The sequence below is a fragment of the Natronobeatus ordinarius genome, assembly GCF_024362485.1.
Classification (GTDB): Archaea; Halobacteriota; Halobacteria; order Halobacteriales; family Natrialbaceae; genus Natronobeatus; species Natronobeatus ordinarius.
This window is the reverse complement of record NZ_CP101456.1, coordinates 3,956,570-3,980,687: the sequence shown is the minus strand read 5'-3', so window position 1 is coordinate 3,980,687 and position 24,118 is coordinate 3,956,570. Positions and strand designations below refer to the sequence as shown.

Annotated in this window: 22 protein-coding genes; 5 read left to right on the top strand and 17 right to left on the bottom strand. The window is 65.3% G+C overall.

The features are described 5' to 3' along the window. Positions 1 to 59 precede the first annotated feature (59 nt). The gene (locus NMQ09_RS19985) at positions 60 to 329 is read left to right on the top strand and encodes a thioredoxin family protein (protein ID WP_255192323.1); all 270 of its coding nucleotides are present in this window, start codon (positions 60 to 62) and stop codon (positions 327 to 329) included. A 47-nt stretch (positions 330 to 376) separates the two neighbouring features. On the opposite strand, the gene npdG is transcribed toward NMQ09_RS19985, so the two are convergent. Further along, on the bottom strand, positions 377 to 1,045 hold the full coding sequence (gene npdG / locus NMQ09_RS19980) for an NADPH-dependent F420 reductase (protein ID WP_255192322.1): 669 nt from the start codon (positions 1,043 to 1,045) through the stop codon (positions 377 to 379). Positions 1,046 to 1,111: 66 nt separating this feature from the next. Continuing rightward, a complete protein-coding gene (locus NMQ09_RS19975) occupies positions 1,112 to 1,372 on the bottom strand; it encodes a hypothetical protein (RefSeq protein ID WP_255192321.1) in 261 nt (86 codons plus the stop codon). Positions 1,373 to 1,464: 92 nt separating this feature from the next. Here NMQ09_RS19975 and NMQ09_RS19970 point away from each other — a divergent pair, with 92 nt between their 5' ends. Continuing rightward, a complete protein-coding gene (locus NMQ09_RS19970; RefSeq protein ID WP_255192320.1) occupies positions 1,465 to 2,415 on the top strand; it encodes a glycerophosphodiester phosphodiesterase in 951 nt (316 codons plus the stop codon). 159 nt (positions 2,416 to 2,574) lie between these two features. On the opposite strand, the gene NMQ09_RS19965 is transcribed toward NMQ09_RS19970, so the two are convergent. Genes NMQ09_RS19965 through NMQ09_RS19950 form a run of 4 tightly spaced genes read right to left on the bottom strand, consistent with a single transcriptional unit; the run spans position 2,575 to position 6,710 of the window. Further along, entirely contained in the window at positions 2,575 to 3,522 is a 948-nt protein-coding gene (locus NMQ09_RS19965; RefSeq protein ID WP_255192319.1) for a universal stress protein, read from the bottom strand. A 15-nt stretch (positions 3,523 to 3,537) separates the two neighbouring features. Continuing rightward, a complete protein-coding gene (gene arsB / locus NMQ09_RS19960) occupies positions 3,538 to 4,719 on the bottom strand; it encodes an ACR3 family arsenite efflux transporter (RefSeq protein ID WP_303842617.1) in 1,182 nt (393 codons plus the stop codon). Beyond that, a complete protein-coding gene (locus tag NMQ09_RS19955) occupies positions 4,712 to 5,107 on the bottom strand; it encodes an ArsR/SmtB family transcription factor (protein WP_255192318.1) in 396 nt (131 codons plus the stop codon). The genes arsB and NMQ09_RS19955 overlap by 8 nt, the downstream gene beginning before the upstream one ends. 52 nt (positions 5,108 to 5,159) lie before the next feature. Continuing rightward, positions 5,160 to 6,710 carry an FAD-dependent oxidoreductase gene (locus NMQ09_RS19950; protein WP_255192317.1) on the bottom strand — a complete coding sequence of 517 codons (1,551 nt, stop codon included), beginning with the start codon at positions 6,708 to 6,710 and terminating at the stop codon, positions 5,160 to 5,162. A 133-nt stretch (positions 6,711 to 6,843) separates the two neighbouring features. Here NMQ09_RS19950 and NMQ09_RS19945 point away from each other — a divergent pair, with 133 nt between their 5' ends. After that, positions 6,844 to 7,092 carry a hypothetical protein gene (locus tag NMQ09_RS19945; RefSeq protein ID WP_255192316.1) on the top strand — a complete coding sequence of 83 codons (249 nt, stop codon included), beginning with the start codon at positions 6,844 to 6,846 and terminating at the stop codon, positions 7,090 to 7,092. 65 nt (positions 7,093 to 7,157) lie between these two features. Further along, positions 7,158 to 7,409, top strand: a complete 252-nt coding sequence (locus NMQ09_RS19940) for a hypothetical protein (protein WP_255192315.1) — start codon at positions 7,158 to 7,160, stop codon at positions 7,407 to 7,409. 30 nt (positions 7,410 to 7,439) lie between these two features. Here the strand turns inward: NMQ09_RS19940 and NMQ09_RS19935 are convergent, their stop codons facing one another. The 5 genes from NMQ09_RS19935 to NMQ09_RS19915 all read right to left on the bottom strand — a co-directional run bounded on the left by NMQ09_RS19935 (position 7,440) and on the right by NMQ09_RS19915 (position 16,123). Continuing rightward, positions 7,440 to 8,315 carry a TIGR01548 family HAD-type hydrolase gene (locus tag NMQ09_RS19935; RefSeq protein WP_255192314.1) on the bottom strand — a complete coding sequence of 292 codons (876 nt, stop codon included), beginning with the start codon at positions 8,313 to 8,315 and terminating at the stop codon, positions 7,440 to 7,442. Positions 8,316 to 8,417: 102 nt separating this feature from the next. Further along, positions 8,418 to 12,986 carry a S8 family serine peptidase gene (locus NMQ09_RS19930; protein WP_255192313.1) on the bottom strand — a complete coding sequence of 1,523 codons (4,569 nt, stop codon included), beginning with the start codon at positions 12,984 to 12,986 and terminating at the stop codon, positions 8,418 to 8,420. A gap of 452 nt (positions 12,987 to 13,438) precedes the next feature. Further along, a complete protein-coding gene (locus NMQ09_RS19925; RefSeq protein WP_255192312.1) occupies positions 13,439 to 14,143 on the bottom strand; it encodes a class I SAM-dependent methyltransferase in 705 nt (234 codons plus the stop codon). Positions 14,144 to 14,267: 124 nt separating this feature from the next. Further along, positions 14,268 to 15,569: a DUF2238 domain-containing protein gene (locus NMQ09_RS19920; protein WP_255192311.1), complete on the bottom strand. Its 1,302-nt coding sequence runs from the start codon at positions 15,567 to 15,569 to the stop codon at positions 14,268 to 14,270. A gap of 80 nt (positions 15,570 to 15,649) precedes the next feature. Further along, positions 15,650 to 16,123 (bottom strand): hypothetical protein, encoded by a 474-nt coding sequence (locus NMQ09_RS19915; RefSeq protein WP_255192310.1) that lies wholly within the window; start codon positions 16,121 to 16,123, stop codon positions 15,650 to 15,652. A 235-nt stretch (positions 16,124 to 16,358) separates the two neighbouring features. Here NMQ09_RS19915 and NMQ09_RS19910 point away from each other — a divergent pair, with 235 nt between their 5' ends. Then, a complete protein-coding gene (locus NMQ09_RS19910) occupies positions 16,359 to 17,000 on the top strand; it encodes a metal-dependent hydrolase (protein WP_255192309.1) in 642 nt (213 codons plus the stop codon). 89 nt (positions 17,001 to 17,089) lie between these two features. Here NMQ09_RS19910 and NMQ09_RS19905 read toward each other — a convergent pair whose 3' ends face one another. The 6 genes from NMQ09_RS19905 to NMQ09_RS19880 form a co-directional block, all read right to left on the bottom strand. Continuing rightward, entirely contained in the window at positions 17,090 to 18,703 is a 1,614-nt protein-coding gene (locus NMQ09_RS19905; RefSeq protein ID WP_255192308.1) for a long-chain-fatty-acid--CoA ligase, read from the bottom strand. 96 nt (positions 18,704 to 18,799) lie between these two features. Continuing rightward, positions 18,800 to 19,969 carry a DUF5305 domain-containing protein gene (locus NMQ09_RS19900; protein WP_255192307.1) on the bottom strand — a complete coding sequence of 390 codons (1,170 nt, stop codon included), beginning with the start codon at positions 19,967 to 19,969 and terminating at the stop codon, positions 18,800 to 18,802. Positions 19,970 to 20,159: 190 nt separating this feature from the next. Then, complete coding sequence (locus tag NMQ09_RS19895; RefSeq protein WP_255192306.1) at positions 20,160 to 21,329, bottom strand: signal peptidase I; 1,170 nt, start codon at positions 21,327 to 21,329, stop codon at positions 20,160 to 20,162. 205 nt (positions 21,330 to 21,534) lie between these two features. Next, the gene (locus tag NMQ09_RS19890) at positions 21,535 to 22,758 is read right to left on the bottom strand and encodes a CARDB domain-containing protein (protein WP_255192305.1); all 1,224 of its coding nucleotides are present in this window, start codon (positions 22,756 to 22,758) and stop codon (positions 21,535 to 21,537) included. Positions 22,759 to 22,902: 144 nt separating this feature from the next. Continuing rightward, positions 22,903 to 23,439 (bottom strand): hypothetical protein, encoded by a 537-nt coding sequence (locus NMQ09_RS19885; protein WP_255192304.1) that lies wholly within the window; start codon positions 23,437 to 23,439, stop codon positions 22,903 to 22,905. A gap of 24 nt (positions 23,440 to 23,463) precedes the next feature. Further along, positions 23,464 to 23,970 carry a hypothetical protein gene (locus NMQ09_RS19880; protein WP_255192303.1) on the bottom strand — a complete coding sequence of 169 codons (507 nt, stop codon included), beginning with the start codon at positions 23,968 to 23,970 and terminating at the stop codon, positions 23,464 to 23,466. Between the last annotated feature and the right edge of the window lie 148 nt (positions 23,971 to 24,118).

Here is a 24,118-nt window from a genome sequence, read left to right as displayed (position 1 = left end):
CAAGCGCACGCAGGTGGGAAACCCTTATGCGCGACCGACCGAAACTACCGATGAACGGCATGACTGTTACGCTCAAGGACTTCTACGCGGACTGGTGTGGCCCCTGTAAAACCCAGGATCCGATCCTCGAGGAACTCGAGGCAGACTGGGACGGCCGATTCGAGGTCGAGAAGGTCAACGTCGACGAACAGCAGGACGTCGCCAACGAGTACCAGGTACGCTCGCTCCCGACGCTCATCATCGAGAACGAAGACGGCGTCGTCGACCGGTTCGTCGGCGTCACCCAGCGCGAGGACATCGAAGAAGCACTCGAGTCGGCCGGTGCCTGAGTCCGGCCCTACGCGCGTTTTCGGGACGCAATTCCACCAGCTGACGCTCAGCGGAACCGGACGCCGAGGTCGTGGAGGCCGTCGTTGTAGCGGCCGACGGTGATCGACAGCGGCGTCAGGCTCTCGACTTCGGCGGCGTTAGCGAGCGGCCCGGCGTCGAGCGCGCGCAGCCCTTCGATTCCCTCCGCGAGTAACCGGACGGTCGATTTTGCGTCCGGATCGTCACCAACGAGGAGCGTGTCGAGGTCGAACTCGAGGGCTAAGTTCGCCAGCCGGTCGGCCGAGAGGGAGTGAAACGCGCCCACGACGGGCACCCCTTCGGGGGCGCGATCGGCGACGAGCTGGGTCACGCTGCCCGCCGGCGGCGGGTTGTAGTGGAGCCCGTCGTCGTCGCGGCGCATCCCGACGGCCGGGCTGACGAGGATCGTCCCCTCGTCGAGTTTTTCGGCGACGGCGTCGACGGTGTCGCCGACGTGGTACGGCGGGACGGCGAGGACGACCACGTCCGCGCGATCGGCCGCCATCTCGTTCGCGAAGCCGGTTATTTTCCGATCGAGCCCACGGCTGTCGAGTTCGGTCTCGTACTCCTCGGCCGCCGTCCGTGCGCGCTCGGGATCGCGCGAGCCGATCACGATCTCGTGGTCCGTGTCGTACGCCCACCGCAACGCGAGTCCCTGGCCGATGTCGCCCGTGCCGCCGAGTAACGCGATTCGCATACCGTCCTCTGGATGGGGCGGACGAATAAAAGGGTGGGAGGCGACCCGGGCTCGACCTGCTCGCGGTCAGGGCGCGTCGTCGTCGGGGTTCATCGCCGCTCCCATCTCGCTGTCGTACCGATCGCGCTCGCCTACCTCGCTGAGACGCTGTTCGACTCGCGTCTCGAGCGCCTGCCGCCGCTCCTCGTCGACGTCCGCCGATCGAAGCGCCTGGAGCTCGCGGTGGGCCTCCCGCAGGCGATCGATCGCCTCCTCGGCGGCGAGTTCGGTCGCCCGCTCGAGGTCGTCTTCGACTCGCTCGAGGCTCGGCTCGGTCGCGTCGGTCATACCTGCCTTTCGGGAGCCGACCGCATCAACGCCGAGCCTGCGAGCGACGGAGGGGGACAGATACAACTCCGAGCCGGCCGTCGAGTGAGGACATGAGCGCCGAGCCACCGCGCAACGAGTCGACGAGCGAGGGGTCAGCCGTCGACGGACCGACGACCGACGGACCGATAAGCGAGGGATCGGCCGTCGACGGACCGACGACCGAGCCGGCCGTGATCGCCCACCGCGGCTTCGCCGGGGTCTTTCCCGAAAACACCGTCGGCGCGGCCGTCGCCGCCGCCGACCGCGAGGAGACGTCGATGCTCGAGATCGACGTCCAGCCCGCCGCCTGCGGCACGCCCGTGGTGTTCCACGACGACCGCCTCGAGGGAACCCGGGACGGCCGGCCGATCACCGACGCCGAGGGTCTCGTCTGGGAGACGCCACTCGAGGAGCTTCGAGAAACGGACGTGCTCGGCAGTGGCGAGCCGGTGCCGACGCTCGCGGAACTGCTCGAGGCAGTCCCCGAGACGGTGGCCGTGAACGTCGAGTTGAAGAATCCGGGGACGGCCGACGTCCGCTTCGCCGAGGCGCTGCCCGAGCGCGACCGCGACCCCCGACGCGAGCTGTGGTCGCCGTTCGTCGAGCGCGTCGTCGACGACTGCGACGCCTTCGGCGGCGAGCTCCTCTTCTCGTCGTTCTTCGAGGGGGCGCTGGCGGCGGCCCGCGACGTCGCCCCCGAGTACGCTGCCGCGACGCTCGTCTGGGACTCGCTCGCAGACGGCCTCGAGGTCGCCCGGCGGTACGACTGTGAGGCGATCCACCCGCCGCGAAACGCGGTGACCGGGACGGCGATGACGGGCGAGGAGTACTACGGATTGCCGGCGAGCGAACCCGAGGTGGACGTGCTCGCGGTCGCCCACGAGGAGGGCCGGGCGGTCAACGTCTGGACGATCGAGACCTGGGTGCAGTTCGACGAACTCCGCGAGGCGGGCGTCGACGGGATCATCGCGGAGTATCCCGCGCTCGGTACGGACTCGAGCGAGCGCAGCCCGACCGCGTAACTATCGTAACCGTTGAAAGTCATTGCACATCCGGTCACGACCATCGGCGGTCGGCCTCGACCTCGTCGACGAGGTCGAGGCTGACCGCTCGGCTGTGACCGGGTGTAACTCGTTTCAACGAATACTATATCGAGCGCGTCGGTCGGTTCCCCTTCTCGGTCAGTCTCTGCGCTCGCTGTCGGGCCCGTCGCCACCCGCCTCGGCGGTCGTGGGAGTCGGGCGAACGGTGACGACGGGCACCGACGCCGTCCGCATCACGCGATCGGCCACGCTTCCGACGACCAGCCGCTCGAACCCGCCTCGCCCGTGCGTTCCCAGGACGATCGCACCGACGTCGTTCTCGTCGGCGTAGTCGACGATCTCCGCGGCTGGGCGCCCCGTTGTCGTCGCCGTTACGACCTCGAGGTCGAGGTCGCGCGCTCGCAAATCGGCCGCGAGCGCTTCGAGGTTTGCTTGCGCCCGTTCGCGCAAGTCAGCGGCGTCGACGTCGGCTCCCGAGACGGCCTCGAGCGTACTCGCGAGTTCGTCGTCGACGACCGAGAAGAGGTGGACGGTCGCCTCGAGCTGTGTCCCGAGGTCGAGCGCTCGTTCGACCGCTTCCGTCGCTGCCTCGCTTCCGTCGGTCGGCAGGAGAATCGAGTCGATCTCCGTCGGTCGATCGTCCCTCCTGGCTGCGTCCGCGGTGATCGTCACGACGGGCACGGATGCGGTTCGAACGACCTTGTCGGCGACGCTACCGACGATCGCGCGCGTGACGCCGCCGCGGCCGGACGTGCCGATGACGATCGCGTCGACGCCGTTCTCGTCGGCGTAGTCGACGATCTCCCTGGCCGGGATGCCTTCGCGGGTCGCGGCCGTCGCCTCGAGGCCACGCTCGGTGGCCGTCTCGCGGAGGGTGCTGGCTCGTCCGTCCGCCTGCTCGCGGAGCCGGCGGCGGATCGACGGCGAATCGCCCGCGTAGCCAGCCCCGGTCGCGATGGAACTGTCTGCAACCGAGAGAACGTGGACGCTCGCCTCGAGCGCTTCGGCGAGGTCGAACCCCCGTCGGGCTGCGGCTTCGGCCGATTCGCTTCCGTCGGTCGGGATCAGCAGTGTGTCGAATGCCATGGTCAGTCCTGGTGGTCAGTCGTCGTTCGTTCTGGACGGCGTCGGTTCGTCGCCCGCTGGCGTCGTGGGATCGAGCTGGCCGGTCTCGTAGCCGGCCCAGTCGAACCGTTGCTGGAAGTAGATCGCGACGTTGACCAGCGCCAGCAGGACGGGCACCTCGATCAGCGGGCCGACGACGGTGGCGAAGGCGACGCCGGAGCCGACCCCGAAGACGGCGACGGCGACGGCGATCGCGAGTTCGAAATTGTTCGAGGCGGCGGTAAAGCCGATCGCGGTGGTCGTCGAGTAGTCTGCACCGATTCCCCGCCCCATCGCGAAGCTCACGAGGAACATGACGACGAAGTAGATCGTCAGCGGGACGGCGATCCAGAGCACGTCCGTCGGCTGGGCTAAGATGTTCTCACCCTGGGTGGCGAACATCACGATCACCGTAAACAGCAGTGCGAGCAGCGTGACGGGGCTAATCTTCGGCACGAACTGCTCTTCGTACCACTCCTCGCCCCTGACGCGCACCCCACCGAGACGGGTGAGGATGCCACCGGCGAAGGGAACGCCGAGGAAGATCGCGATCGCCCAGAACACCTGGGAAACGGTGATGTCGAACGTGCCGATGCCGGCGACCAGCGCGTCCATGCCCAGGACCGGGGGCAAAAACAGCGCGAAAAACCAGATGTACACCCCGTAGGTAAGGATCTGGAAGACGCTGTTGAACGCGACCAGCCCGGCGGCGTACTCGCTCGAGCCATCCGCCAAGTCGTTCCAGACGAGCACCATTGCGATACAGCGGGCCATCCCGATGAAGATCAGTCCGAGGAAGTACTCGGGGTGGGCCGGAAACGGCGGCACGAGTCCGCTGAAGAAGACCACCGCGAGGGCGAACATCAGCGTCGGCCCGATCAGCCAGTTCTGGATGAGACTCAGGCTGAGCACGCGCCAGGCGCTGAACACCCGCGGCAGCTGGCCGTAGTTGACCTTCGCCAGCGGCGGGTACATCATCGCGATCAGTCCGAGTTCGACGAGGTAGTAGTCCTGGATCGGCTCGACGACGCCGGGCGCGACGTAGCCGAGGCCGACGCCGATCCCCATCGCGGCGAAGATCCAGACGGTGAGATACTTATCGAGGAAGTCCATCGACCGGGGATCGCCGCAGTCGGGACAGCCACAGTCGGGGCCGTGTTCATGTTCGTGCTCACTCACTCGCGCCCACCTCGCGATCGGCGGTTTCGAATAGCGACTCCGCGAGCGGCGTCGCGTCGTAGTACCGCCAGTTGCCCGCTTTCCGGCGGGTCGCGAGTCCCGCGTCGACGAGGTCCGACAGCGCGTGACTAACCGCGCTTTCGCTCACGTCGACGACCGGCTCGAGTTCGCAGACGCAGCGTTCGTCGTCCGTGACGGCGAGCGTCCGCGCGAGCCGATACCGGGTCCGGTTCCCGAGCACGGCGAAGACGGGACGAACCAGATCCTCGTCGAACGTCGCGTCGGTCAACGCGTGCAACTCCTCGAGTCGGCGGTCCACGTCCGCTTCGCAGCACTCCTCGAGTGTCTCCGCCAGAAGCCGGCGAAGGCGAGTTCGGGTCTCTGCCATCGACTGCTATTTGAATTCGTATTCATATAGGCGCTTCTATCTGAACCTGTATTCAAGTCGGTCGTCGGTCGTCGCTCGCTCGTCGCGGGAGGTCCTCGGTCGCCGGCCCTTCCAGTGCGTTGCCCTCGGGTGAGAAGCGCGAGCCGTGGCAAGGACAGTCCCAGCTGGCCTCGGCGTCGTTCCACTCGACGAGACAGCCCATGTGGGTGCAGACGGCCGACACCGCGTGCAGGGTCCCCTCGTCGTCGCGAGCGACCGCGACGGGGGTCGTCCCCTTGCGGATCACCCGTCCCTCGCCGGGGCCGATCGACTCGAGATCCTGTGAGAACAGCGTCCGGACCCAGTCGGTGGCGAACTGGCTGGCCGCGTCGGCGCTCTCGGTGAGCGTCTTCGGCGCGGAGGCCTTCGGGGTGAACCGAAGCGGGTCGAAAAGCTCGAGTTCGGGCCGGTCGCGGCCCTCGATCGCGTCGGCCAGCAGCCCGCCGGCGGCGACGCCGTTCGTCATGCCCCAGCCGCCGAAGCCGGTTGCGACGAAGACGTTCTCGGCACCGGCACCGAGCCGACCGACGAAGGGGACGCCGTCGGCCGAGACGTAGTCCTGGGTCGACCAGCGGTACTCGATCGAGTCGACGGGAAAGCGTTCGCGTGCCCACCCCTCGAGTCGGCGGTAGCGGTCGGCCGCCGAGCCGCCCTGACCGGTCTTGTGGTTCTCGCCGCCGACGAGCAGGAGCGTCCGATCCCCGTCGTGGTGAGCCCTGACCGACCGATAGGGCTCACCAGACCGGTAGTACAGCCCCTCGGGCGGCTCGCCTGCGAGCGTCATCCCGAGGACGTAGGACCGTTTCGGGGTCAGCCGGGCGAAGTAGCCCGCCCGGTCGAGGATCGGAAAGCCGGTCGCGATCACGACGGCGTCGGCGTGGACGGCCCCGCCGGACGTCTCGAGTTGCGGGCGTGAGCCGGGGGCGACGTCGGTGACGCGAGTTCCCTCGAAGATGGCCGTTCCCGACTGCGACGTCAGGTCGTCGGCCAGCGCCAGCAGGTACGCCCGCGGGTCGAAACGGGCCTGGTCGTCGAAGCGAACCGCGCACTGGGCGCGATCGAACGGCGGCACCGAGGTGACGAACGACGCCGGAAGTCCCGCTTCCCGGGCGGCGTCGACCTCCCGTTCGATCGCGTCCCGGCTGTCACCGTAGACGTACGCCGGCCGACGCTCGAAGCCGGCGTCGACCGCGAGCTCGCCGAGTCGGCGCTCGACCTCGTCGATGGCCGCCTCGTTCACCGTGGCGTACTGTCGGGCCCGTTCCCGGTCGAACGCATCGCGGAGGTGGGCGTAACACAGCCCGTGCTGACTCGTGAGCTTCGCCGTCGACTTGCCCGTGATCCCCGCCGCGATCCGGTCGCGCTCGAGGACGGCGACCGATCGTCCCCGCTCGCGGAGCCGCGTCGCAGCCGAGAGACCGGCGATGCCGGCGCCGACGACGGCGACGTCGACGGAGAGGTCGGTCTCGAGGGCGTCGTATTCCGTCTCGGTCGTCGACTCGAGCCACGGTGACGTCGGCTCGCCGGGCAGGTCGGCCGGACCGCGGGTGAACGCCTCGTGCATTGCTCACCGGCGACGTACACCGAGGACCGTCAAAAAGGGGCGGCTGGCAGCGAACCGACGTCGGCCCGATTCGACGGCATCCGGCGGGGAACGGACCGGAATCGACTTATCGGGCTGGTCGATATCGAACGGTATGTCGCTCCTCCTGACTGCTCTCTGGGTGGTGGTCTGTCTCGGCATGGTCGGGCTCGTCGCGGCCTCGATTCGGGGCGGAAAGCCGATCCCGACGCTCGCGGTGCACGCCCTGTTGGTGGTCCTGTGGCTCCTCGTCGGCTCGATTCGGATCTTCGGGATCGTTCCCGAGAACGAGACGACGATGGGCGCTATCTGGACGCTCGCGATTCTCGTCGTCCTGGTCAAGGTCGCAGAGGAAGTGCTCTAGCAGCGCCCGACGGATCGTCAGTCGGAAAGGTCGTAACCGCCAGCGGCGTACGTGGGCGTACGACCATGCTCATCGTCGTTCTCTGGTCGATCGTCTGTCTCTTCGCGGTCGGTCTCGTCATCGGCTCCGTCCGGGGCCGAAAACCGATCTCACGAGTTCTCACGGACGTGCTGTTACTGGCGCTGTGGCTCGTCGTCGGTGCGTCACTACTGTTCGAGGACGCCATCGACGACGAGACGGTACTGCTCGCTGCACTGATTGCTGCCGGCTGTTACGCCGTCCTCAGAGTCGCCGTCCGCGCCGGGCTGCTCGAGTGACGGCGGGCGGGACGGACTGCGAGTCCACCACTACCGGGACGACTCGAGCAGCTCCGGCACCTCGTTCACCGACTCGCAGACGGCGCTCGCACCCTCCGCCTCGTACTTTCGGCGACCCTCCTCGCCGGTCAGCCCGCCGGTCAGCACGCCGATCCCGTGATAGGTCCGGTCGGGGTCGGCCTCGCTCGCGTTGACGGCCGTCCGGATATCGTCCAGGGTATCGCCGACGAAGGCGACCTCGTCGGCGTCGAACCGTTCGGCGAGCGTCGTCAGCGCCCGCGGATGAGGCTTTCCTTCCTCCCAGTCGTCCATCGTAAAGCGGTGCTCGAGGGGCACCTCGAGGCCGACTCGCTCGAGGGCGATCTCGGCCTCCGCGGCGGGCCTCCCTGTCAGGATCCCCACGTCGTAGCGCTCGGTCAGGTGCTCGCGGGTCTCGGCATCGAGGATGACCGGCTCGTCGTGGATGAATCCCCGGGTCTCGCGCTCGGGCTCGCCATCCTCGAGCGCGCGGTAGAGGTCCGCGCCGAGGTACAGCTGCTGGAAGACGTCGCGCAACCCCTCGCGGTCCCAGCGATCCCGGACGCGCTGGGCAGCCGTCGCCTCGAGGTCCGCGCGGACGACCGCCTCGGCGGCCTCGAGGCCGCCACCTTCCACGGCGATGGCGTCCGTAAACCCGTCGATCGAGTTCCGATACCCCTCGCCGGTCGCCAGTACGTACAGCGCGGCGGCGTAGGTGAGCTCCCAGTCGTTGTTGAAGCCGCCCGCGTCCTTGAACCGCTGGATGTCGTCCCGTCGGATCGTTCGGCCGTAGACCTGCTCGACCGACTCGAGGATCGCCCGCCGGTAGGAGTCGGCGACGTCCACGAGCACCCCGTCTACGTCTAAGACGACGCTCTCGACGTTCATGCTCGAAGCGAGACGCTCGAGGGGTAAGGCCGTTACTGACCGCGCTCGCGGCGGTGGGTCGGTCGGCGCCGCCGAAAAAATCAGGTCGGAGTCGGTTCGCGACTACGCCGCAACCACCAGCGATGGCTGGACGCTCGCAGTCGGTTCGACGACGTTCTCTCCGGAGCGCCACGCGTCGATGACGTCGCGCAGGAGATCGGTTTCGATCTCGCCATCACGCCAGTCGTCAATGGCGTTCCGGAGCCCGTCAGTGGCGATGATACCGTCCTCGTCGGCGTACTGGGCCAACTCGCTCTCGGTGATCGTGAACGGAGCGACCGCTGGCTCGCCGACGACGTCGGTCATCGTCTCGTCGTCGCTGTCCCACTCGGCGACCGCCGTGGTGAACGTGTAGTCCCCTTCGGCGGCGTCGCTCTCGATCGCGATGTCGAGCTGGGCGATCAGGCTTTCACCCTCGATCTCCGAACCGAGCTCGGCTTTGTCGACTTTGAAGTAGCCATCGCCGATGTCGACGATGTCGACTTCCTCGCCGGTGTCGATGAGGACGAACTGTTCGACCTCGACGCCTTCGTTGTCGAGTAAGTCGACCGGCTCGCCGGCTTCGTCTTCGACCATCAACACGACGGTGTACTCCTCGTCAGCTGCGTAGCCCTCACCGAAGTCGATCGACGCGGTGAGTTCCTCGTAGGTTCCCCCGAGGACGAAGCTCGCGTTCTCGACGTCGCTGAGGTCGATCTCGGGCTCGGGCTGTTTCTGGAGCTCGAACGAGAGCTCGTTCGTTCCGGGTCCGAGATCGAGGAACTCGATGGTCGACTCGTCGTAGCCGTCTTTGTCCGCGCGGAGGGCGACCGTGTCGCCCTGCTCGAACGCGTCGGAGTCGATCGCGAACATTCCTTTCTCGTCGGTCACTGCGCTGAAGGCATCGCCGTCCGCATCGAATACCTCAGCGCCCTCGAGTGGCTCATCGTTCTGGTCGACGACGGTTCCGGCGATGGTCGACTGGACCGGGTCGACTTCGAAGTTCGCCTCGCTGACTTCCGCAATCTCGACGGTCACGATGGCCTCGAGGTCCTCGTAATCGTCGGGGACGCCGACCGGGTTGACGACGTACTGGCCGGGCTCGAGACCGCTCATCGAGTACTCGCCGTCGTCGTCGGTGACGGCGATGAAGGTGTCTCCAGCGTCGTTCTCGGCCTGGACCGTGACGTCGCCGACGGGAACGCCGGTCTTCGAGTCAGTCACTTCGCCGGCGATCGAGCCGGTGAAGCTGCGCTGGTCTTCGGCGTACTCGACCGCGTTGGCGAGAAGCGTTGCAGACTCCTCGGTGAGCTCGTCAGTGGAGACGTAGCTGCTGGTCGCAATCGACGAGAGGAGAACGGCGTTCGTGTCTGGATCGACGGCCAGCGCGGGTCCGCTGTCGCCGTCGACTTCGGCCTCGGCGAGCGTGTCGCCGCTGGCTCCCTCGAACCAGGTGATGTCCGCCGAGCCACCGTGGTGGATCACGAAGGAGTCACCGGGGTCGCCGACGCCGTCGAAGAGTTCGTGCTCTTCCGAGATGGTCATGATCGGCTCGCCATCGAAAGCGAACGCCTCGTCAGTGGTCGCCGGATCACCGATGACGTCACTTCGGGTGGGAATTGCGTCTGCGTTCCCGCCCCACTGGTCGAGGTAGACTGCACCGGTCGTCGGGTCGTCCTCGACTGCAGAGAGGACGTCTTCGGCGTCGTCCTCGGTGATGTCGTGGAAGACCATCACGTCGGTGTCGTCGACGTGTGCGGCGGCGTCGCCGCTCTCGACGACGTCGACGATGAACTCAGCGGAGACGTGATCGGCGATGACCGATGCGGTCGATTCACCGTACTCTCCGCTTCCGTCCTGTACGACCGTCACGGTGACGAACTCGACGCCGATGCCGACGTTGGACTCGGCACTATCGTTGGCGGTCTCGACACCGTGGACGTAGTACCCCTCTACGTCGGGGAGGGTAACGTTCTCGAACGTGACCGTCGTGGTCTCCTCGCTCGCGAGTTCGACGTCCATCGTTTCGACTTCGTCCCCATCGACGTGGTACGCGACGGTCTGTGTGTCAGTGTCCAGGCCGTAGTTCGTAATCGTTGCACTCACGTCGATTTCCTCACCGGGCTCGCCCTCCATCGGGGCGTCGAACTCCTCGACGAGGAAGAGCGTCCCGTCGGCGAGGAACGTGAGGTCAGCGGAGATCTCGTCGTCGATCTCCGTTGGGTTACCGAGGAAATCGCGCTCGGTCACGGTCACGAACCCGTGTTCGACGGTGTCGCCGTACTCGAAGAGCGCGTCGGCGCCGCCGATGCTGTACTGGAGCGTTTCGGATTCGCCGGGATCGAGCGTCACCGTGTCGAGTGCCGCGATCCCGGCCTCGTCGATGAAGTAATCGAGCTCGACGGTGTCGGTTTCCTGCCCGGTGTTCGTCACCGTAACCTCGGCCGGGATGTTCTCGAGCGGCATCGTCTCCGGTGCCTCGAGGTCCGAGAGCTCGAAGAACGCCGGTTCGAGCTCTTCGGTTATCTCGGTCGGACCGGTGACGAGCGTTTCCGTTGCACCGTGTCCGCCGAACGTGTGTTCGAATCCGACGAGGTCGCCTTCGGAGAGCTCATCGGCCGTCTCGACGACGATCTCGATCGTCGACTCGTTGAGATCGATGGTCTCACCGAGTGTGGCTTCCTCACCGTTCACTTCGAGGGACACGTCACTCGCTTCGACCGTACTCTCGTCGGACAGTTCGGGCGTGTACGATTCGAGATTGACCACTTCACCACCGAACTCGAACTCGCTACCGATCTCGGCGTACACCGGCTGGTCGTCGAAGAAGTCCTCGAGTGGCTCGAGCGTGACGCCGACGGTGAAGTCAGCTGTTGCACCATCTTCGACGGTCACCGTCTTTGTGTCGGGCGTGTAGCCGACGCCGCCGGCGGTGAGCGTCGCTTCGTCGGTGGCCAGCGTGAGCTCGTAGCTGCCGTCTTCGTCGGTGCCGGTGACCTGACCGTCTTCGGTCGTGACCTGTGCACCGGCGACCGGGTTGCCGTCTTCGTCGGTGACGGTACCAGTGACCGTTTCGACGCCGGTCTCCTCGAGCTGGTCGATGGCCGCTTTGACGTCGATGATACCGACGCCGTACCGGCTGTCTTTGTTCGCGATTTCCCAGCGCGCCTCGGACTCGTCCCACTCGGCTGGTTTGTGGGCCGTTTCCAGCAGCGCCGCTTCGATCTCTTTCGGCTCGTGGTGTTCGTCAGTCGCAGACTGGACCAGCGCGATTGCCCCCGCGACGTGCGGCGAGGACATACTCGTCCCGGTCAGTTCGCCGTATCCACCACCCGGGAGTGCGCCGTAGACGGCCGTTCCCGGTGCGGAGACGTCCGGATCGATCCACTGCTGTGGCCAGTCGGCCGGCGGGTCGTCGAAGCTCACGTAGCTGGAATCTTCGTCTTCTTCGGGCATCCCTTCGTACGACTCTTCGGGCCAGTCGGGCTGTCCGTGGTACTTGTCGATCAGCGAGCCACTCGAGCTGGGGTTGATACCCAGATCTGCCATGGAGTTCCCGATCGAGAACGAGTTGAAGTCGCTGGCGAAGCCACCGACACAGCTCTCGCCGGCGTTGCCGCTGGAGCTGACGACGCTCACACCGGACTCGTAGGTGTTTTCGATCGGCTCGACCATCACGTCGTTGTACACCGGTGGTGGGAAGTTCACGTTGCAGCCGGAGCCCCAGCTTCCACTGACGACGTCGGCGTCGTTCTCGACGGCTAGCTGCATGGAACCGATGGACGCACCGACGACACCTCCCTCGGAGAAGATGTCGTGTCCGTGGAGTTCGGCTTCGGGTGCGACGCCGATCCAGGTTCCGGAAGCGTTGCCACCCGCAGCCGTGCTGGCCACGTGAGTGCCGTGTGCCTGGACGTCGTCGACCTCAGCCGGTCCGACGACGTTTCCGTCACCGTCGAGTCTCACCGCCTCTTCGAAGTCGAGGTCGGGGTGATCGACGTCGAATCCGTTGTCCTGGATGGCGATGACCGCACCGTCACCCTGGGTGCCGTAGGCCTCCCAGACGTCTGGTGCATTGATCTGATCGAGGCCGTACGTGACGTCCTCGTACTCATCGGGAGCCTCCCCGTCGGTTGGGACCGGCGCTGGTGGCTCGATCTCGTAGTTTTTCACCACTTGCTCGACGCCGTCGATCTCGGCGAGGCGCTCGAGCTCCTGGTCGTCGAGATCGACCGTCACGCTCACGATGTTACCGATCCAGAACTGGCGGTCTACCGTCACGCCATCGAGCGTCTCGAGTTCGGTAACGACGGGTTCTTGAGACTCAGCAGCCTGACTCTGGAGGCTTGCCACCGTCGCCTCACGGTCGTGGGCCGAAACGACTTCGAGCTCTTCTTCGAGAAGAATGAGGATGTCCGTCGGACCCTCTTTCTCCTCGAGCTCGCGATCTATCTCGGCCATTTTCTTCGCCTCTTCCTCAGTCAGTACCTCAGCTGTGGTGCGCTCGAGCAGGTCCGTCTCGCCGTCCTCGAGTACACTACTACTATCCAAACTTGCCGTCGAGTTGCCTGCAGCCCCGACTACCCCCATACCGATCATCGAAAGCATGATCAGTGCAGAGAGGAAGACCGCAAGCGATTGTTCTCGTCTCATATATTAATTTTAAACCTTGTGTATCTCGCTTCTAGTAGTCAGTGGAGTCAACGCTCCACTTGGAAAAGTGGAAAGTAAGGATATATATAATTTCTTGAATTCGTGACTATATATTGTCTCGATAAATTTATTCGTAACACCCTATATGTTGGTTTGATTGGGGCGGGCGAGAACAGTCGATAACTGCTGGAACTCGCGTCTCAACTGCCTGGGCGGACGCTGAGGCCACCGCTGTGAAACTCACTGCGGCGGTGGCAACAGAGCTGCTGAGACCTCACGACTGCCGTCGTAGGTGGCTGATCTCAGTTCCCGCGTCTCGTACGTTTCTGAGTAACCACGGGCAGTCTCGCGACTCGATCTGCACCGGCGTTCCGCGGCTCCCCTCCCGGACGAATCAGTTCACCCACCGATCGTCCTCGAGCGGCTGGCACTATGGTGGTCGTTGAAACGGTTTACACCCGATCACAGCCGAGCGGCCATCCGAACGAATCGCTCGAGTCGGAATCGACCACCACGACACCCGTCACTGGGAGTCCGTACAGCTCGTCGGTCCAGGTCGACCGGATCGAGAAGTCGCTGGCCTCGAGACGGCGCTCGAGGTCGATCGGTCGGCAGTCGAACACCCCAGGAAGCCGACGGTGGAGTGCCTCGTAGATCGTCACCGTGAGATGGTCCTCGCGAGCGAGCGAGCAGACGCCCAGGCGACCCCCGGGAGCGAGCACCCGGCGACACTCCTCGAGGACGCGTTCCTGATCCGCCCTCGAGAGCAGTTCGAACGTGAACGTCATCACGATCGCGTCGACCGACGCGTCGGCGATCCGGCGCATGTTGCGGGCGTCGCCGTGGACCAGGATCGCCCGGTCGCCGAAGCCTCGTCGCTCGAGGCGCTCGCGGGCACGTTCGATCATCTCGCCGGAGACGTCGAGGCCGACGACGGTTCCCTCGGGGCCGACCCGTTCGCCGAGACTCACGAGCGCCGTCCCCGGCCCGCAGCCGACGTCGAGGACCGTCTCGCCCGGCTCGAGGGCGAGGTCCTCGAGTAGCCGTTCGACGTGGTCGCGTTCGAACCATTGAACGTAGCGGTCGTAGTAGGGGGCGAGCAGGTCGTATCGTTCCCGCGCACTCGCGTCAGGCCGGGTCAGCTCGCGGAGGTCCATGCGGACGGTTCGCCTCGGCGACACCTAAGTGGTAGCGGGCCGGGCGTGGCGTCGCGGCTCGTTGCACCGAGTTACCAGCACGATCGCAGCCGGTTGCATCGGTAACGACTCACGACAGTCCGTCTCAGGCGGTCCACTCCTCGAGTCGCTCGGAGATCGACTCGGAGACGTCGGTGAGGTAGACGGTGCCCCAGATCGCCGTGACGACCGCGCCGACGACGTTGAAGAGGAGGTCGACGATCGTGTCGTGGATGCCGTGCTGGGCGAGGACGGCGGGAATCCCGGCGTAGATGGCGAGCTGGTCGATGGCGAACTCGAGCAGCTCCCAGACGACGCCCGCCGCGAGGACGAAGACCAGGATGAGGACCACCATGAACGTCGGCGGAATGTAGACGTGGTCGGTGTGGAGGTGGACCGCGCGGAAGAAGGCGTAGCCGGCGGCGGCGACGACCGACGCCGAGAGGGCGTGGGTGACGTGGTCCCAGGGGGCGATCGCGTCGTACAGCCACGCCGAGCCGAGCGCGTGGAGGAACACCGCCGTCGTGATCCAGAGCACGAGCCCGGAGTCCATCGACAACTCGAGGTCGCGTTCTAAGATCGCGGGGACGAACGTGATCACGAGCGCGACGGCGGCGTTGGCGATCGTCGGGAGGTGGAGGCTGAAGAGGCCGTAGAACAGGACGCCGACGAGGACGACCTGCATTCCGCGAGTGAGCCGCCGCTGGGTGCGCCTCGAGAGGCGGAGCCGTTCGTCGAGCGGCTTCCCCCCGGGTTCCCGGCTCTCCGCCTGTTCCTCGGGGAGCGGTCGCGGCGGCACGTACGTCCGCTCGCTCGCGGGCGGCACCCGCCGCTCGAAGAAGAAGGCGAACGCGACGCCAGCGAGCAGCCCCGCGCCGGTCGCGTAGGCGAACTCGATCATCACGACGGCGTTCAGGACGTCGGGGTGGCGACCGTCGAGGAGGAATGTGGTTCCGAGAACGACGTCGGAGAGCCACTGGGCGACGTTGTAGACCGCGGCGGCGGCCATCGTCGTCAGCGTTACGAGGACGATGGCGAAGGTGTGGTTCATCCGCACCGGCGTGAACGCGTGGAGTTCGACGGCGATCAACAGCGCGACGACGGCGACGGCGACGTAGGGGACGACGTCGGTCGTGAAGGGAACGCCGACGAAGATCTCCCACAGGATCGGCAGACAGGCAACCACGAGCAGCTCCCACGGGAGCGTCACTGTCGGATCGCGGAACGCGGCCGGCGGCACGACGGCGATCACGAGGAGTGAGATAGCGAGTGCGGCCGTTCGCACGTCGCCGGCGCCGACGAGCCGTTCGACGGCGAGGACGGCAAGGACGCCGACGAGGGCCCAGAACAGGATCGCGTTCTGCCGGCTCTCGAGCAAGACGCCACCCAGCTTGTCGTCGGCTGGCATGTACTGGTTTGAGGGAGGCTATTCATCTAACTGTTCTGTTGTTGTGTGCACATTTGGTGTGCCTGGATGGATTTTCCAAGTCAGAGATGCTGCAAAAGGAACTTGCTCGCACCGAGGAGAAATAGATTAAACGAAACACTGCCGGCTAACACACCTACGATTCCATCCTGAGGAAACCCGACCGTTGCCTCTACCAAAAGAACAGTTACGAACCACCCGAGAACAGCCAGTAGGAACGTGATGAGTGCTATCGAACCAAACGCGCCACGCAAATCGATGGCTGGAAACCGGTTGCTCCAGCGGCAATCAACGAGGATGACCGCCGTGAACAGGACACCGACGAGTAGCACGAACGCGCCCCCGCTCGCTACGTCGATCCAATGAGGTACGCCATGAACGGAAACACCTCCGAAGATAGCGTCGCCGAGAATTCCGGCGTGGAAGTACGCATTGAATAGCGCGAACAGCCCCCCAATATAATACAGCCACGGCCGATTCCACGTCTTTGCTGCAGTGACTCGGCTAATACCGGATTTGAGGGCAGGAACTTTCACACTTGTCTATGAGTACGAAATTGTATATATACTATGATGTTCTCTCAACGAATTTGGTTCTGGATAGTGCCGGGGACAGATCCCACCGGTCAGTATGCACGTGTTGTGAGCGTGTGTTTCACACCCGACCACAGCAGAAGTATATCTCAGACGGAGTCTGATGCTGTGTTGGGTGAAACCGTCAGCCACATCTGACGACACCTTAATAGCTTCGTGTCGCCTAATATACGACAGTATGATGCTCCCGACCCACGCCCTCGCCGGGATGGCCCTCGCGCTGCCGCTCGTAGCCGTGGCGCCGGAGTTCGCTCCCGTCGCGCTCGTGGCCGGGCTGCTCGGGGGGATCTTCCCCGACCTGGACATGTACGCCGGACACCGCAAGACCCTCCATTTCCCGGTGTACTACAGCCTCGCCGCCGTCGTGGTGACGCTCGCAGCGATCCTGACCCCGACGACGGCGACCGTCGCCGCAGCGTTCTTCCTGCTCGGGGCCGCCCTCCACTGCGTCACCGACGTCTTCGGCAGCGGCCTCGAGCTTCGGCCGTGGGAAGGGACCTCACAGCGGGCGGTGTACGACCACTACCGTGGAACGTGGATCGCACCCCGGCGGCTGGTCCGGTACGACGGCTCGCCGGGCGACCTCCTGGCGTCGGTGACGCTTTCGATCCCGCTGTTTTACGCACTCGAGGGCGCGCTCCAGTGGCTCGTCCTCGCGGCCGTCGCCGTCGGGGTCGTCTACGCCGCGCTCCGCCGGGTGCTCGCGGACCTCGCGACCGTCGTCGTCGGCTTCCTGCCCGCTGCCGTGCGCCCGTACGTGCCCGAACGGTACCTGGAGGACCTCGAGCGTGACCGCTCGCGGCGCGTGTCGGGTCAATGAGTCAGTGACGATCACGAAATGCTGCGCTTGCGCGCTCGAAGCGAACCGGGCTGGAGTGCGTTCAGTCTGGTGGTGACGAGCGGTCGCGGTTATCCTTCGCCGACCAGGCGATCCTCGTCCTCCCACTCCTCCTCGCGGAGTTCGAACTTCTGGATCTTTCCGGTGGCGGTCTTCGGGAGTTCGTCGACGAACTCGACGCGGCGGACGACCTTGTAGCCGGCCAGGCGCTCGCGCGTGAATTTCGTGAGTTCCTCCGCGGAGACGGGTGGGTTCTCGGGGTCGCCGTTTGCGGGCACGACGAACGCCTTCGGCGTCTCGCCCCACTTCTCGCTGGGCGAGGGGATGACGGCGACGTCTCCGACGGCGTCGTGGTCGAACAGTGTGTCCTCGAGTTCGATGCTCGAGATGTTCTCCCCACCCGAAATGATGATGTCCTTGTCGCGGTCCTGGATGGAGAGCATGCCCTCGGCGTTGACGACGGCGAGGTCGCCGGTGTGGAACCAGCCGTCGCGGCGACCGCTGAACGCCTCCTCGGTCTCCTCGGGTTTCTCCCAGTAGCCCTCCATGACCTGGTTGCCCTTGACGACGACCTCGCCGATGGTTTCGTCGTCCCACGGCACGACCTCGCCGTCCTCGTCGACGACGTCGACGACGGTACCGAGCGGGGCGATGCCCTGGCGCTTCTTGAGCGAGAACCGCTCGTCGCTGTCCTCGTCGATGAGTCGTCGGGTAGAAGAGGTGCTGATGAGTGGGCCGGTCTCGGTCGCGCCGTAGAGGTGGCGGAAGTGCCAGCCGAACTCCTCTTCGACCATCTCGATGACGGCCTCCGGCGAGGCCGCGCCAGCGGCGGTGACCCGCATCGGGTTGTCGCCTTCGGTGGCGATGTCGTGGTCCTCGTAGTACTCGCCGAGCATACTGAGCACCGTGGGCGCACAGCAGAGGAACGAGACGTCCTCCTCGGCGATGTTCGTAAAGATTCCCTCGGGGTCGACGCCGCGGGTGCAGACGTGTTTCGCGCCCATCCCCGTGATGGCGTAGATGTGGCCCCAGCCGTTGACGTGGAACATCGGCAGGGTCCAGAGGTAGACGTCGTCGTCGGTGATCTCGTGGTGGATCGTCACGAGCTGAGCGTGTAGCGCCTCGGTCCGGTGGGTCCGACAGACGCCCTTCGGATCGCCCGTGGTGCCCGAGGTGTAGTTGATCGTAATGATCTCGTCCTCGCTCATTTCGGGACGTTCGTACTCGGGCTCGACCCCCTCGAGGAGCTCGTCGAACTCTTCCCAGTCGCCCTCCACGGCGTCGGCATCGTTCGTGATGAACGTCTCCGTGGGCACCTCCTCGCGGATCGCCTCGATCTTCTCGGCGTACTCGTAGTCGGCGTAGATCGCTTTCACGCCCGCGTCGGTGAGCATGTACTCGTAGTCGTCGGGCGTCAGCCGGTAGTTCAGTGGCGCGTGGATCGCGCCGAGTTGCATGATCCCGTAGGCCGCCTCGAGGTGATAATGGGTGTTCGGGTCGAGGACGGCGATGCGGTCGCCTTTCTCGATGCCTCGTTCCTGCAGTGCCGCCGACAGTCGGTCGGCGCGATCGCCGAACTCCTCGTACGTGAACCGCTCGCCAGTCGTCGCCACGATTGCTTCCTCGTCACCGTAGTACTTCCGTGCCCGATCCAGGAAGTCGGTGACCAAGAGTGGAACTTCCATACGGTATACTATCGATGATCGTTCGTGATACTCCTTGCGAAACGATCGAATATGGCCACGAGTTGTGTGGGGCTCTCCCCTGGGAAAACTCGACAGTCACAGCTTGTGCCAGGCGTCCTCGTCGTCCGGATCCGGCAGCTCCCCCTCGTCGACGTGCATCGAGGGCTCGCCGTCGGCCTCGGGGGGGATCTCGCTGCTCGGCCCGGTCGAACCGCTGTCGAGATCGATCGATGGCCACGCCGTCTCGCTCCAGGTTCCCCTGGCGCCGTAGTAGTAGACGACGTTGTCGCTGACGACGGCGAACAGGTCACGGTTACGATCGTGGACGACGCGTTCACCCGTGTCGATCGCGACGTCGACGACGTCCTCGAGTGAGTCGAGTTCGATCTGGTGGTCGCCGATCCACATCGGCATCGACCCTCGCGAGATCCAGTCGGCGTATCGCCGCTCCTGGACCCGCTGTCGGGCCACCTCGACGTCGATCTCTCGTCGACCGAAGACGAACGCGGCCGCACCGAACGACCCGACGCCGAGCGCCGCGAGTCCACCGATCATCGACGTATTCCGCGGTTCTTCGACCTCCCGCGTGACCGTCACGGGCTCTTTCCGTTCGACCGGCTCCACCGCTTCGAGCCAGTAGGCGTCGGTGGTTAGCTCGAGGTCCGTCGACAGCGTCGGCTCGTCGCCCGCCTCCACCTCGTACCAGCCTCCGTCTCGACTCTCGATCGTCACGTAGACGTTGACGGTCGCCGTCACCGACCCCACGCCGGCGAGCTGGCTCTGGAGTTCGTCGCGCCGGTCGGCGATGTCGGTCACGTCCACGTCTACGTCCGACGTCGCCACGCCATCTTCGATCGACACGTCCTGTCGATCCTGAAACACTGTCTCTTCGTAGAACACGTCTCCGCCGCGGTCGGCCGCGAGTTCGACCGACACCTCGTGGACGACGGTCGCATCCTCGGCCGGAACCGCGGTCGTCGTGTGAAGCGTTATCGTCGGCGTGGCGTTGGTGAGGTAGACGGGCTGGTCCTCGAGTACCTCGCCTGCCTCCCAGAGGTCGGCGCCGTCGACGACGGTCGCGCTCGCGTGGAGCTCGGTGGCGACGCGTTCCTCACCCACTTGCTCGGTCTCGGTCGTCGTCGGTGGCGGCGATGCGACTGCCCACCCGGCTGCGGCGAACGAGAGCACGCCGACGCCGATCAGCACGATCAGCAGCCAGCGGCCGTGTTTGGCGATCAACAGGTCTAGTCGCGGGTTATCGATCATCGTAGCTCGTCTCCGTCCCCCTGTCGGCCCTGGATTCGCTGCCCGGTTCGAGACCCGACCCCCCAACTTCGGGCCATCCAACCGGTCCGATTGACCGACACTCTCGATTTGAATGAGCGTCTCGAAGCGTATAATTGTAGTGGCCCGGACGGGCGATCAGCAATCTCTGTGTGATGAATTGAACGGCTGCTCATCGTCGGAACCGTCTGAGTTTTCGCGCCGTTCGGACCGACACCGGCACGTGGTCGCCCGCCCGACGGATCCGGAGGTCGCCTGCACCGAACAGCGCGAGGACGGCGGCGACGGCTCCGGCGACGACGACGCCGTTGACCGCCGTGATCGCGACGAGCGGGTGAACGTCGTGGAGCCACACGAGCACCGTCGGCGGGAGCACCACGAGGTACCGGTGCTCCTCGAGGTGCCTGACGTACTCCCCTTCGTCCTCGGGCGCGGTCAACTCGACCGTCGCCTCGAGTTCGTCGCGTCCGCTCACCGTCACTCGCTCCGGATCGGCCGTGACGCCGTCGCCCGGTTCGAAGGCGACCACGGCGGGGAGCAATCCGCTGTTCTCTACGGTTCGCGTCAGCGTTCCGGATTCGCCCGGGGCGAGCACTTGCGGATTGTCCGTCGGGTCGGTCGTGCTCACGACGCCGTACTCCGTTACCCCCGACGGCAGCACCATCGCGGCGGTCGCCAGCGTGACGAGGGTAATCAGGACGACTGCGAGCACGACACGAATCGCGAGGACGTTCTCCCGGGACGTCCGCCGGGCGGTTTCGCGTGCCGGCGTGCCGAGGAGCTCGAGCAGGAAGCCCAGCCCCAGCAACGCCACTCCGATCCCGACCAGCCACGCACCCATCCCTTCTCCGTCGACCGACGTCGTCAGTCCGGCCGCCGACGCAACCGCCCCGTAGATCGACTCGAGGACGCCGTGGACGGCCATCACGATCGTTCCGAGGAGGGGAATCGTCACGACCTCGCCGTTGACCTGCAGCGCGTGGGCGACGATCTGGCCGTCGGTCACCGGCGGCTCGGCCGCGTCCTGGTCGGTGAACGGATTCGCGTCCCCTCGCGTGATGTAGCCGTCGTCGGTCTCGTCGACGACGCGGTGAGTCGTCAGCCCACCGTCGTGGAGCTCTCGCGCCTCGAAGACGACGACGTCACCCGGAGCCGGTGATCCCGTGAGCGCGCTCGGAACCGCGACGAAGCCGTCGCCGGCGTTCATCGTCGGCTCCATACTGCCTGTCGCGACGTATCCGAGCAGGATGGGCTGGCCGAGGAGCTGTCCGAGCAGCAGCGAGACGAGCACGAGCACGACGACGATCGTGAGGAGCCGACCGAGGATCGTTCGCCCGCTCACGGCGACTCACCCCAACGGCGGAATGCACCGACGGCTCCCGACCCTCTTCCGCTGATCACTGCTGCCCACGAGGTACTACATCTCGACACAATTCACTTTCAAGTCTTTAGTACGGTCTGGAAACGCCCTAAGGCTTGCGGCCCAGTGTGAGGGGCCATCGAGTGGGTCGCGCTTTGAATCGCGGGAGCCGACGGCAGTCGAGCCGTCAGTCGCGGCGCTCGTCGGTCCACCGGGGGTCCCAGACGTCCCGGTGTCGCCGCACGACCGGGATCAGCAACAGCAACCCGGCTGCCAGCGGCGGCGCGACGACGGCCGTCGTCGGGCTCATGAGCACGCGTTCGGTGACCGTCGTCACGGGCGTGCCGTCGTCGCTCACCGTCACCGTTCCCGCGTCGACGCCGTTGACCGCGACCTCGTAGCTCCCCGGCTGACCGGGCACCCACTCGAGGGTCACCGTCACCGCCTCGTCGGGCTCGAGGGCGACCGTCTCGGCGTCGACGACGCCACCGCCGACCTCGAGTTCGGCCGTCGTCTCACCCGTCGCGTTGCCCCGGTTCTCGAGGGTCGCGGTCACGACGACGGCCTCGCCCAACTCGAGTTCCTCGGCCTCGAGGTCGACGTCGATCACCTCGATCGCCGGCAGCGGTTCGTCGGGCTCGGCAACCGTCACCGTCGCCGTCTCGCCACTCACCTCGAGGGTGTACGTGCCGGCCGCCGCGAGCGTCCACTCGAACGTGATCGACTCGCGCTCGCCCGCCGGCACCGTCACCGTCCCCGCGTCGACGACGGTTCCACCGACGACCAGCTCGGCCACCGTCTCGCCGGTCATCCCACCCGTGTTCTCGTACGTTGCGGTCACCTCGAGGGTGTCCCCCGCGCGAGGTTCGGCCGGCGTGACCTCGAGGTCGATCAGTTCGATGGCGGCCGGATCCACCTCGTCGGGCCCGTCCTCGCCGTCGGGCGTCTCGGCGGGCCCGTCCTCGACGTCGTCCTCGTACAGGACGTGAATCGTAAACGTTTCCGTGCCCGCCTGCGCGAGGCGAGAGTCGACCGTGACGCCGACGCGGACGACGTCACCAGGCGCGGGCTCGAGTCTCGACTCGGTCGTGATCTGGGCGCCCGGATTCCCGTCCGCGTAAAACTGCACCCCGTCGACGTCGTGCTCGATCCACACCTGCTCGAGGTCGTCGGCGTCCTCGCCGACCGAGATGGTGAACACGTCGACGATCGTCCGCGCGTTGTCGCCGTAGGCGTTCACCGAGAGCTCGAGCTGGCCGTTTTCGATGTAAGCGTGGCGCGTGTCGACCGGCTCGAGGACGACGTCGTCCGTCGCCGGATCCTCACCCACCGTGATCGCCGCCGTCGGCACTGCGAGTGCCACGAGAAAACAGAGCGCGGCCGCGGTGAGTAGGACTTTGGTGGATGGCATTTGGGGTTTCCTCGACGTGGTTCGATCGGGATCAATCGGCTGATCTTCGGCTACTCAATTCGTCGTGGTGCCTGAGTCGAACGTGACGATCACTCTCTCGAGGACGGGATTGGAACGGAGTGTTTCAGGTGGTTGGAACTGACGTCAGTTCTGCCGCGTGAGTTCGATCGTGAGCGTTCCCGTAGTATCGTCGTCGGCAGTGATGGTGAGATCAACCGTCTCCGTGCTGGTTTCGGTAACGACGACGTTGTTGTCAGAAACACTAAAGACGCTATCGGGTTCAAAGTCAAATGAAACTTCGAAGTCTCCATCTGATTCCGCTTCGTTCTCGTCGTTAATCAGACTGAAGAACGCATTGTACGTCGTATCGGCACCACCAAGGAATGGGCCGAAGAAGACCGTCACGTCGTTCTGGATGAGGCTGACGTCGGAACTCTGACCGGGGAAGAGACTGTCGGCATTTAGGTCTCCAGATTCCTCGTCCCCAATCTCGACCGTATCGGGGCTGGTGTCGATCTGGACGTCAACGAGCTCTACAGCAATGTCGTCATCAACGATGACCTCGACCTCGAGTCCGCGGTCTGCACTCGTCTGGTCCAACGCGCCCGTTCCGAGCGCGGCACCGCCACCGCCGACGATGGCTCCGACACCGATTAACACATTCCTTCTGTTCATTTTCATGGTTAATAATTCACTGTTGTACGTTTACTCAGTGTTGGCCGTGATCGTAATTGTCGGATCGAACGGGTCAGGAAGGTCCCCGTCGTTCCCCTGTTCCACAAGGTCGATCTCGAGGCCAAACGTGACCGAGTCACCTGCTCCCATGGTGAGAGTGTCAAAGCCTTCGTCTCCGACCACGGTCAAGACCTCGGCACCGTCGCCCTCGAGCTCAAGGTCGATGCTGGTAACCTGGTTCGTCCCGTTATTTGTGATCTCGACTAACTCGTTGAACGTTGTCACGGCGTTCTGGTTGACGCCGTCTTCTCCGCCACCGATGTCTATCTCGATCTGACCATCTTCCGGCTCGTTGACGTAGTCCTCGGCTCCATCCACGGCAGTGAGCGCGAGGAAGGCATCCGCGTCTCCTGCCGTCTCGACACTCACTGTCCGCGTCGCCTCAACTTGACTGAACGCACCCGTCCCGAGCGCGGCTCCGCCACCCGCGACGATCGCGCCGATTCCGACTAACACATTCCGTCTGTTCATTTTCATGGGTATGGTCTCCGTACGGCCTGTGCCGGACCCGTTAGCCGCCGGATACCGGTTGGCCCTTACTCCAGAAGAGACACCCTACCCACTTTGTATTGAGTATCGAGACTTGCTACAGGGTTGCCAATACTCGAGTCAGCCACACCGACAC

Excerpts from the sequence above, each read along its gene's own strand:
- NMQ09_RS19985 (WP_255192323.1), top strand. The coding sequence starts at position 60 with ATGACTGTTACGCTCAAGGACTTCTACGCGGACTGGTGTGGCCCCTGT.
- npdG (WP_255192322.1), bottom strand. The coding sequence starts at position 1,045 with ATGCGAATCGCGTTACTCGGCGGCACGGGCGACATCGGCCAGGGACTC.
- NMQ09_RS19975 (WP_255192321.1), bottom strand. The coding sequence starts at position 1,372 with ATGACCGACGCGACCGAGCCGAGCCTCGAGCGAGTCGAAGACGACCTC.
- NMQ09_RS19970 (WP_255192320.1), top strand. The coding sequence starts at position 1,465 with ATGAGCGCCGAGCCACCGCGCAACGAGTCGACGAGCGAGGGGTCAGCC.
- NMQ09_RS19965 (WP_255192319.1), bottom strand. The coding sequence starts at position 3,522 with ATGGCATTCGACACACTGCTGATCCCGACCGACGGAAGCGAATCGGCC.
- NMQ09_RS19955 (WP_255192318.1), bottom strand. The coding sequence starts at position 5,107 with ATGGCAGAGACCCGAACTCGCCTTCGCCGGCTTCTGGCGGAGACACTC.
- NMQ09_RS19950 (WP_255192317.1), bottom strand. The coding sequence starts at position 6,710 with ATGCACGAGGCGTTCACCCGCGGTCCGGCCGACCTGCCCGGCGAGCCG.
- NMQ09_RS19945 (WP_255192316.1), top strand. The coding sequence starts at position 6,844 with ATGTCGCTCCTCCTGACTGCTCTCTGGGTGGTGGTCTGTCTCGGCATG.
- NMQ09_RS19940 (WP_255192315.1), top strand. The coding sequence starts at position 7,158 with ATGCTCATCGTCGTTCTCTGGTCGATCGTCTGTCTCTTCGCGGTCGGT.
- NMQ09_RS19935 (WP_255192314.1), bottom strand. The coding sequence starts at position 8,315 with ATGAACGTCGAGAGCGTCGTCTTAGACGTAGACGGGGTGCTCGTGGAC.
- NMQ09_RS19930 (WP_255192313.1), bottom strand. The coding sequence starts at position 12,986 with ATGAGACGAGAACAATCGCTTGCGGTCTTCCTCTCTGCACTGATCATG.
- NMQ09_RS19925 (WP_255192312.1), bottom strand. The coding sequence starts at position 14,143 with ATGGACCTCCGCGAGCTGACCCGGCCTGACGCGAGTGCGCGGGAACGA.
- NMQ09_RS19920 (WP_255192311.1), bottom strand. The coding sequence starts at position 15,569 with ATGCCAGCCGACGACAAGCTGGGTGGCGTCTTGCTCGAGAGCCGGCAG.
- NMQ09_RS19910 (WP_255192309.1), top strand. The coding sequence starts at position 16,359 with ATGATGCTCCCGACCCACGCCCTCGCCGGGATGGCCCTCGCGCTGCCG.
- NMQ09_RS19905 (WP_255192308.1), bottom strand. The coding sequence starts at position 18,703 with ATGGAAGTTCCACTCTTGGTCACCGACTTCCTGGATCGGGCACGGAAG.
- NMQ09_RS19900 (WP_255192307.1), bottom strand. The coding sequence starts at position 19,969 with ATGATCGATAACCCGCGACTAGACCTGTTGATCGCCAAACACGGCCGC.
- NMQ09_RS19890 (WP_255192305.1), bottom strand. The coding sequence starts at position 22,758 with ATGCCATCCACCAAAGTCCTACTCACCGCGGCCGCGCTCTGTTTTCTC.
- NMQ09_RS19885 (WP_255192304.1), bottom strand. The coding sequence starts at position 23,439 with ATGAAAATGAACAGAAGGAATGTGTTAATCGGTGTCGGAGCCATCGTC.
- NMQ09_RS19880 (WP_255192303.1), bottom strand. The coding sequence starts at position 23,970 with ATGAAAATGAACAGACGGAATGTGTTAGTCGGAATCGGCGCGATCGTC.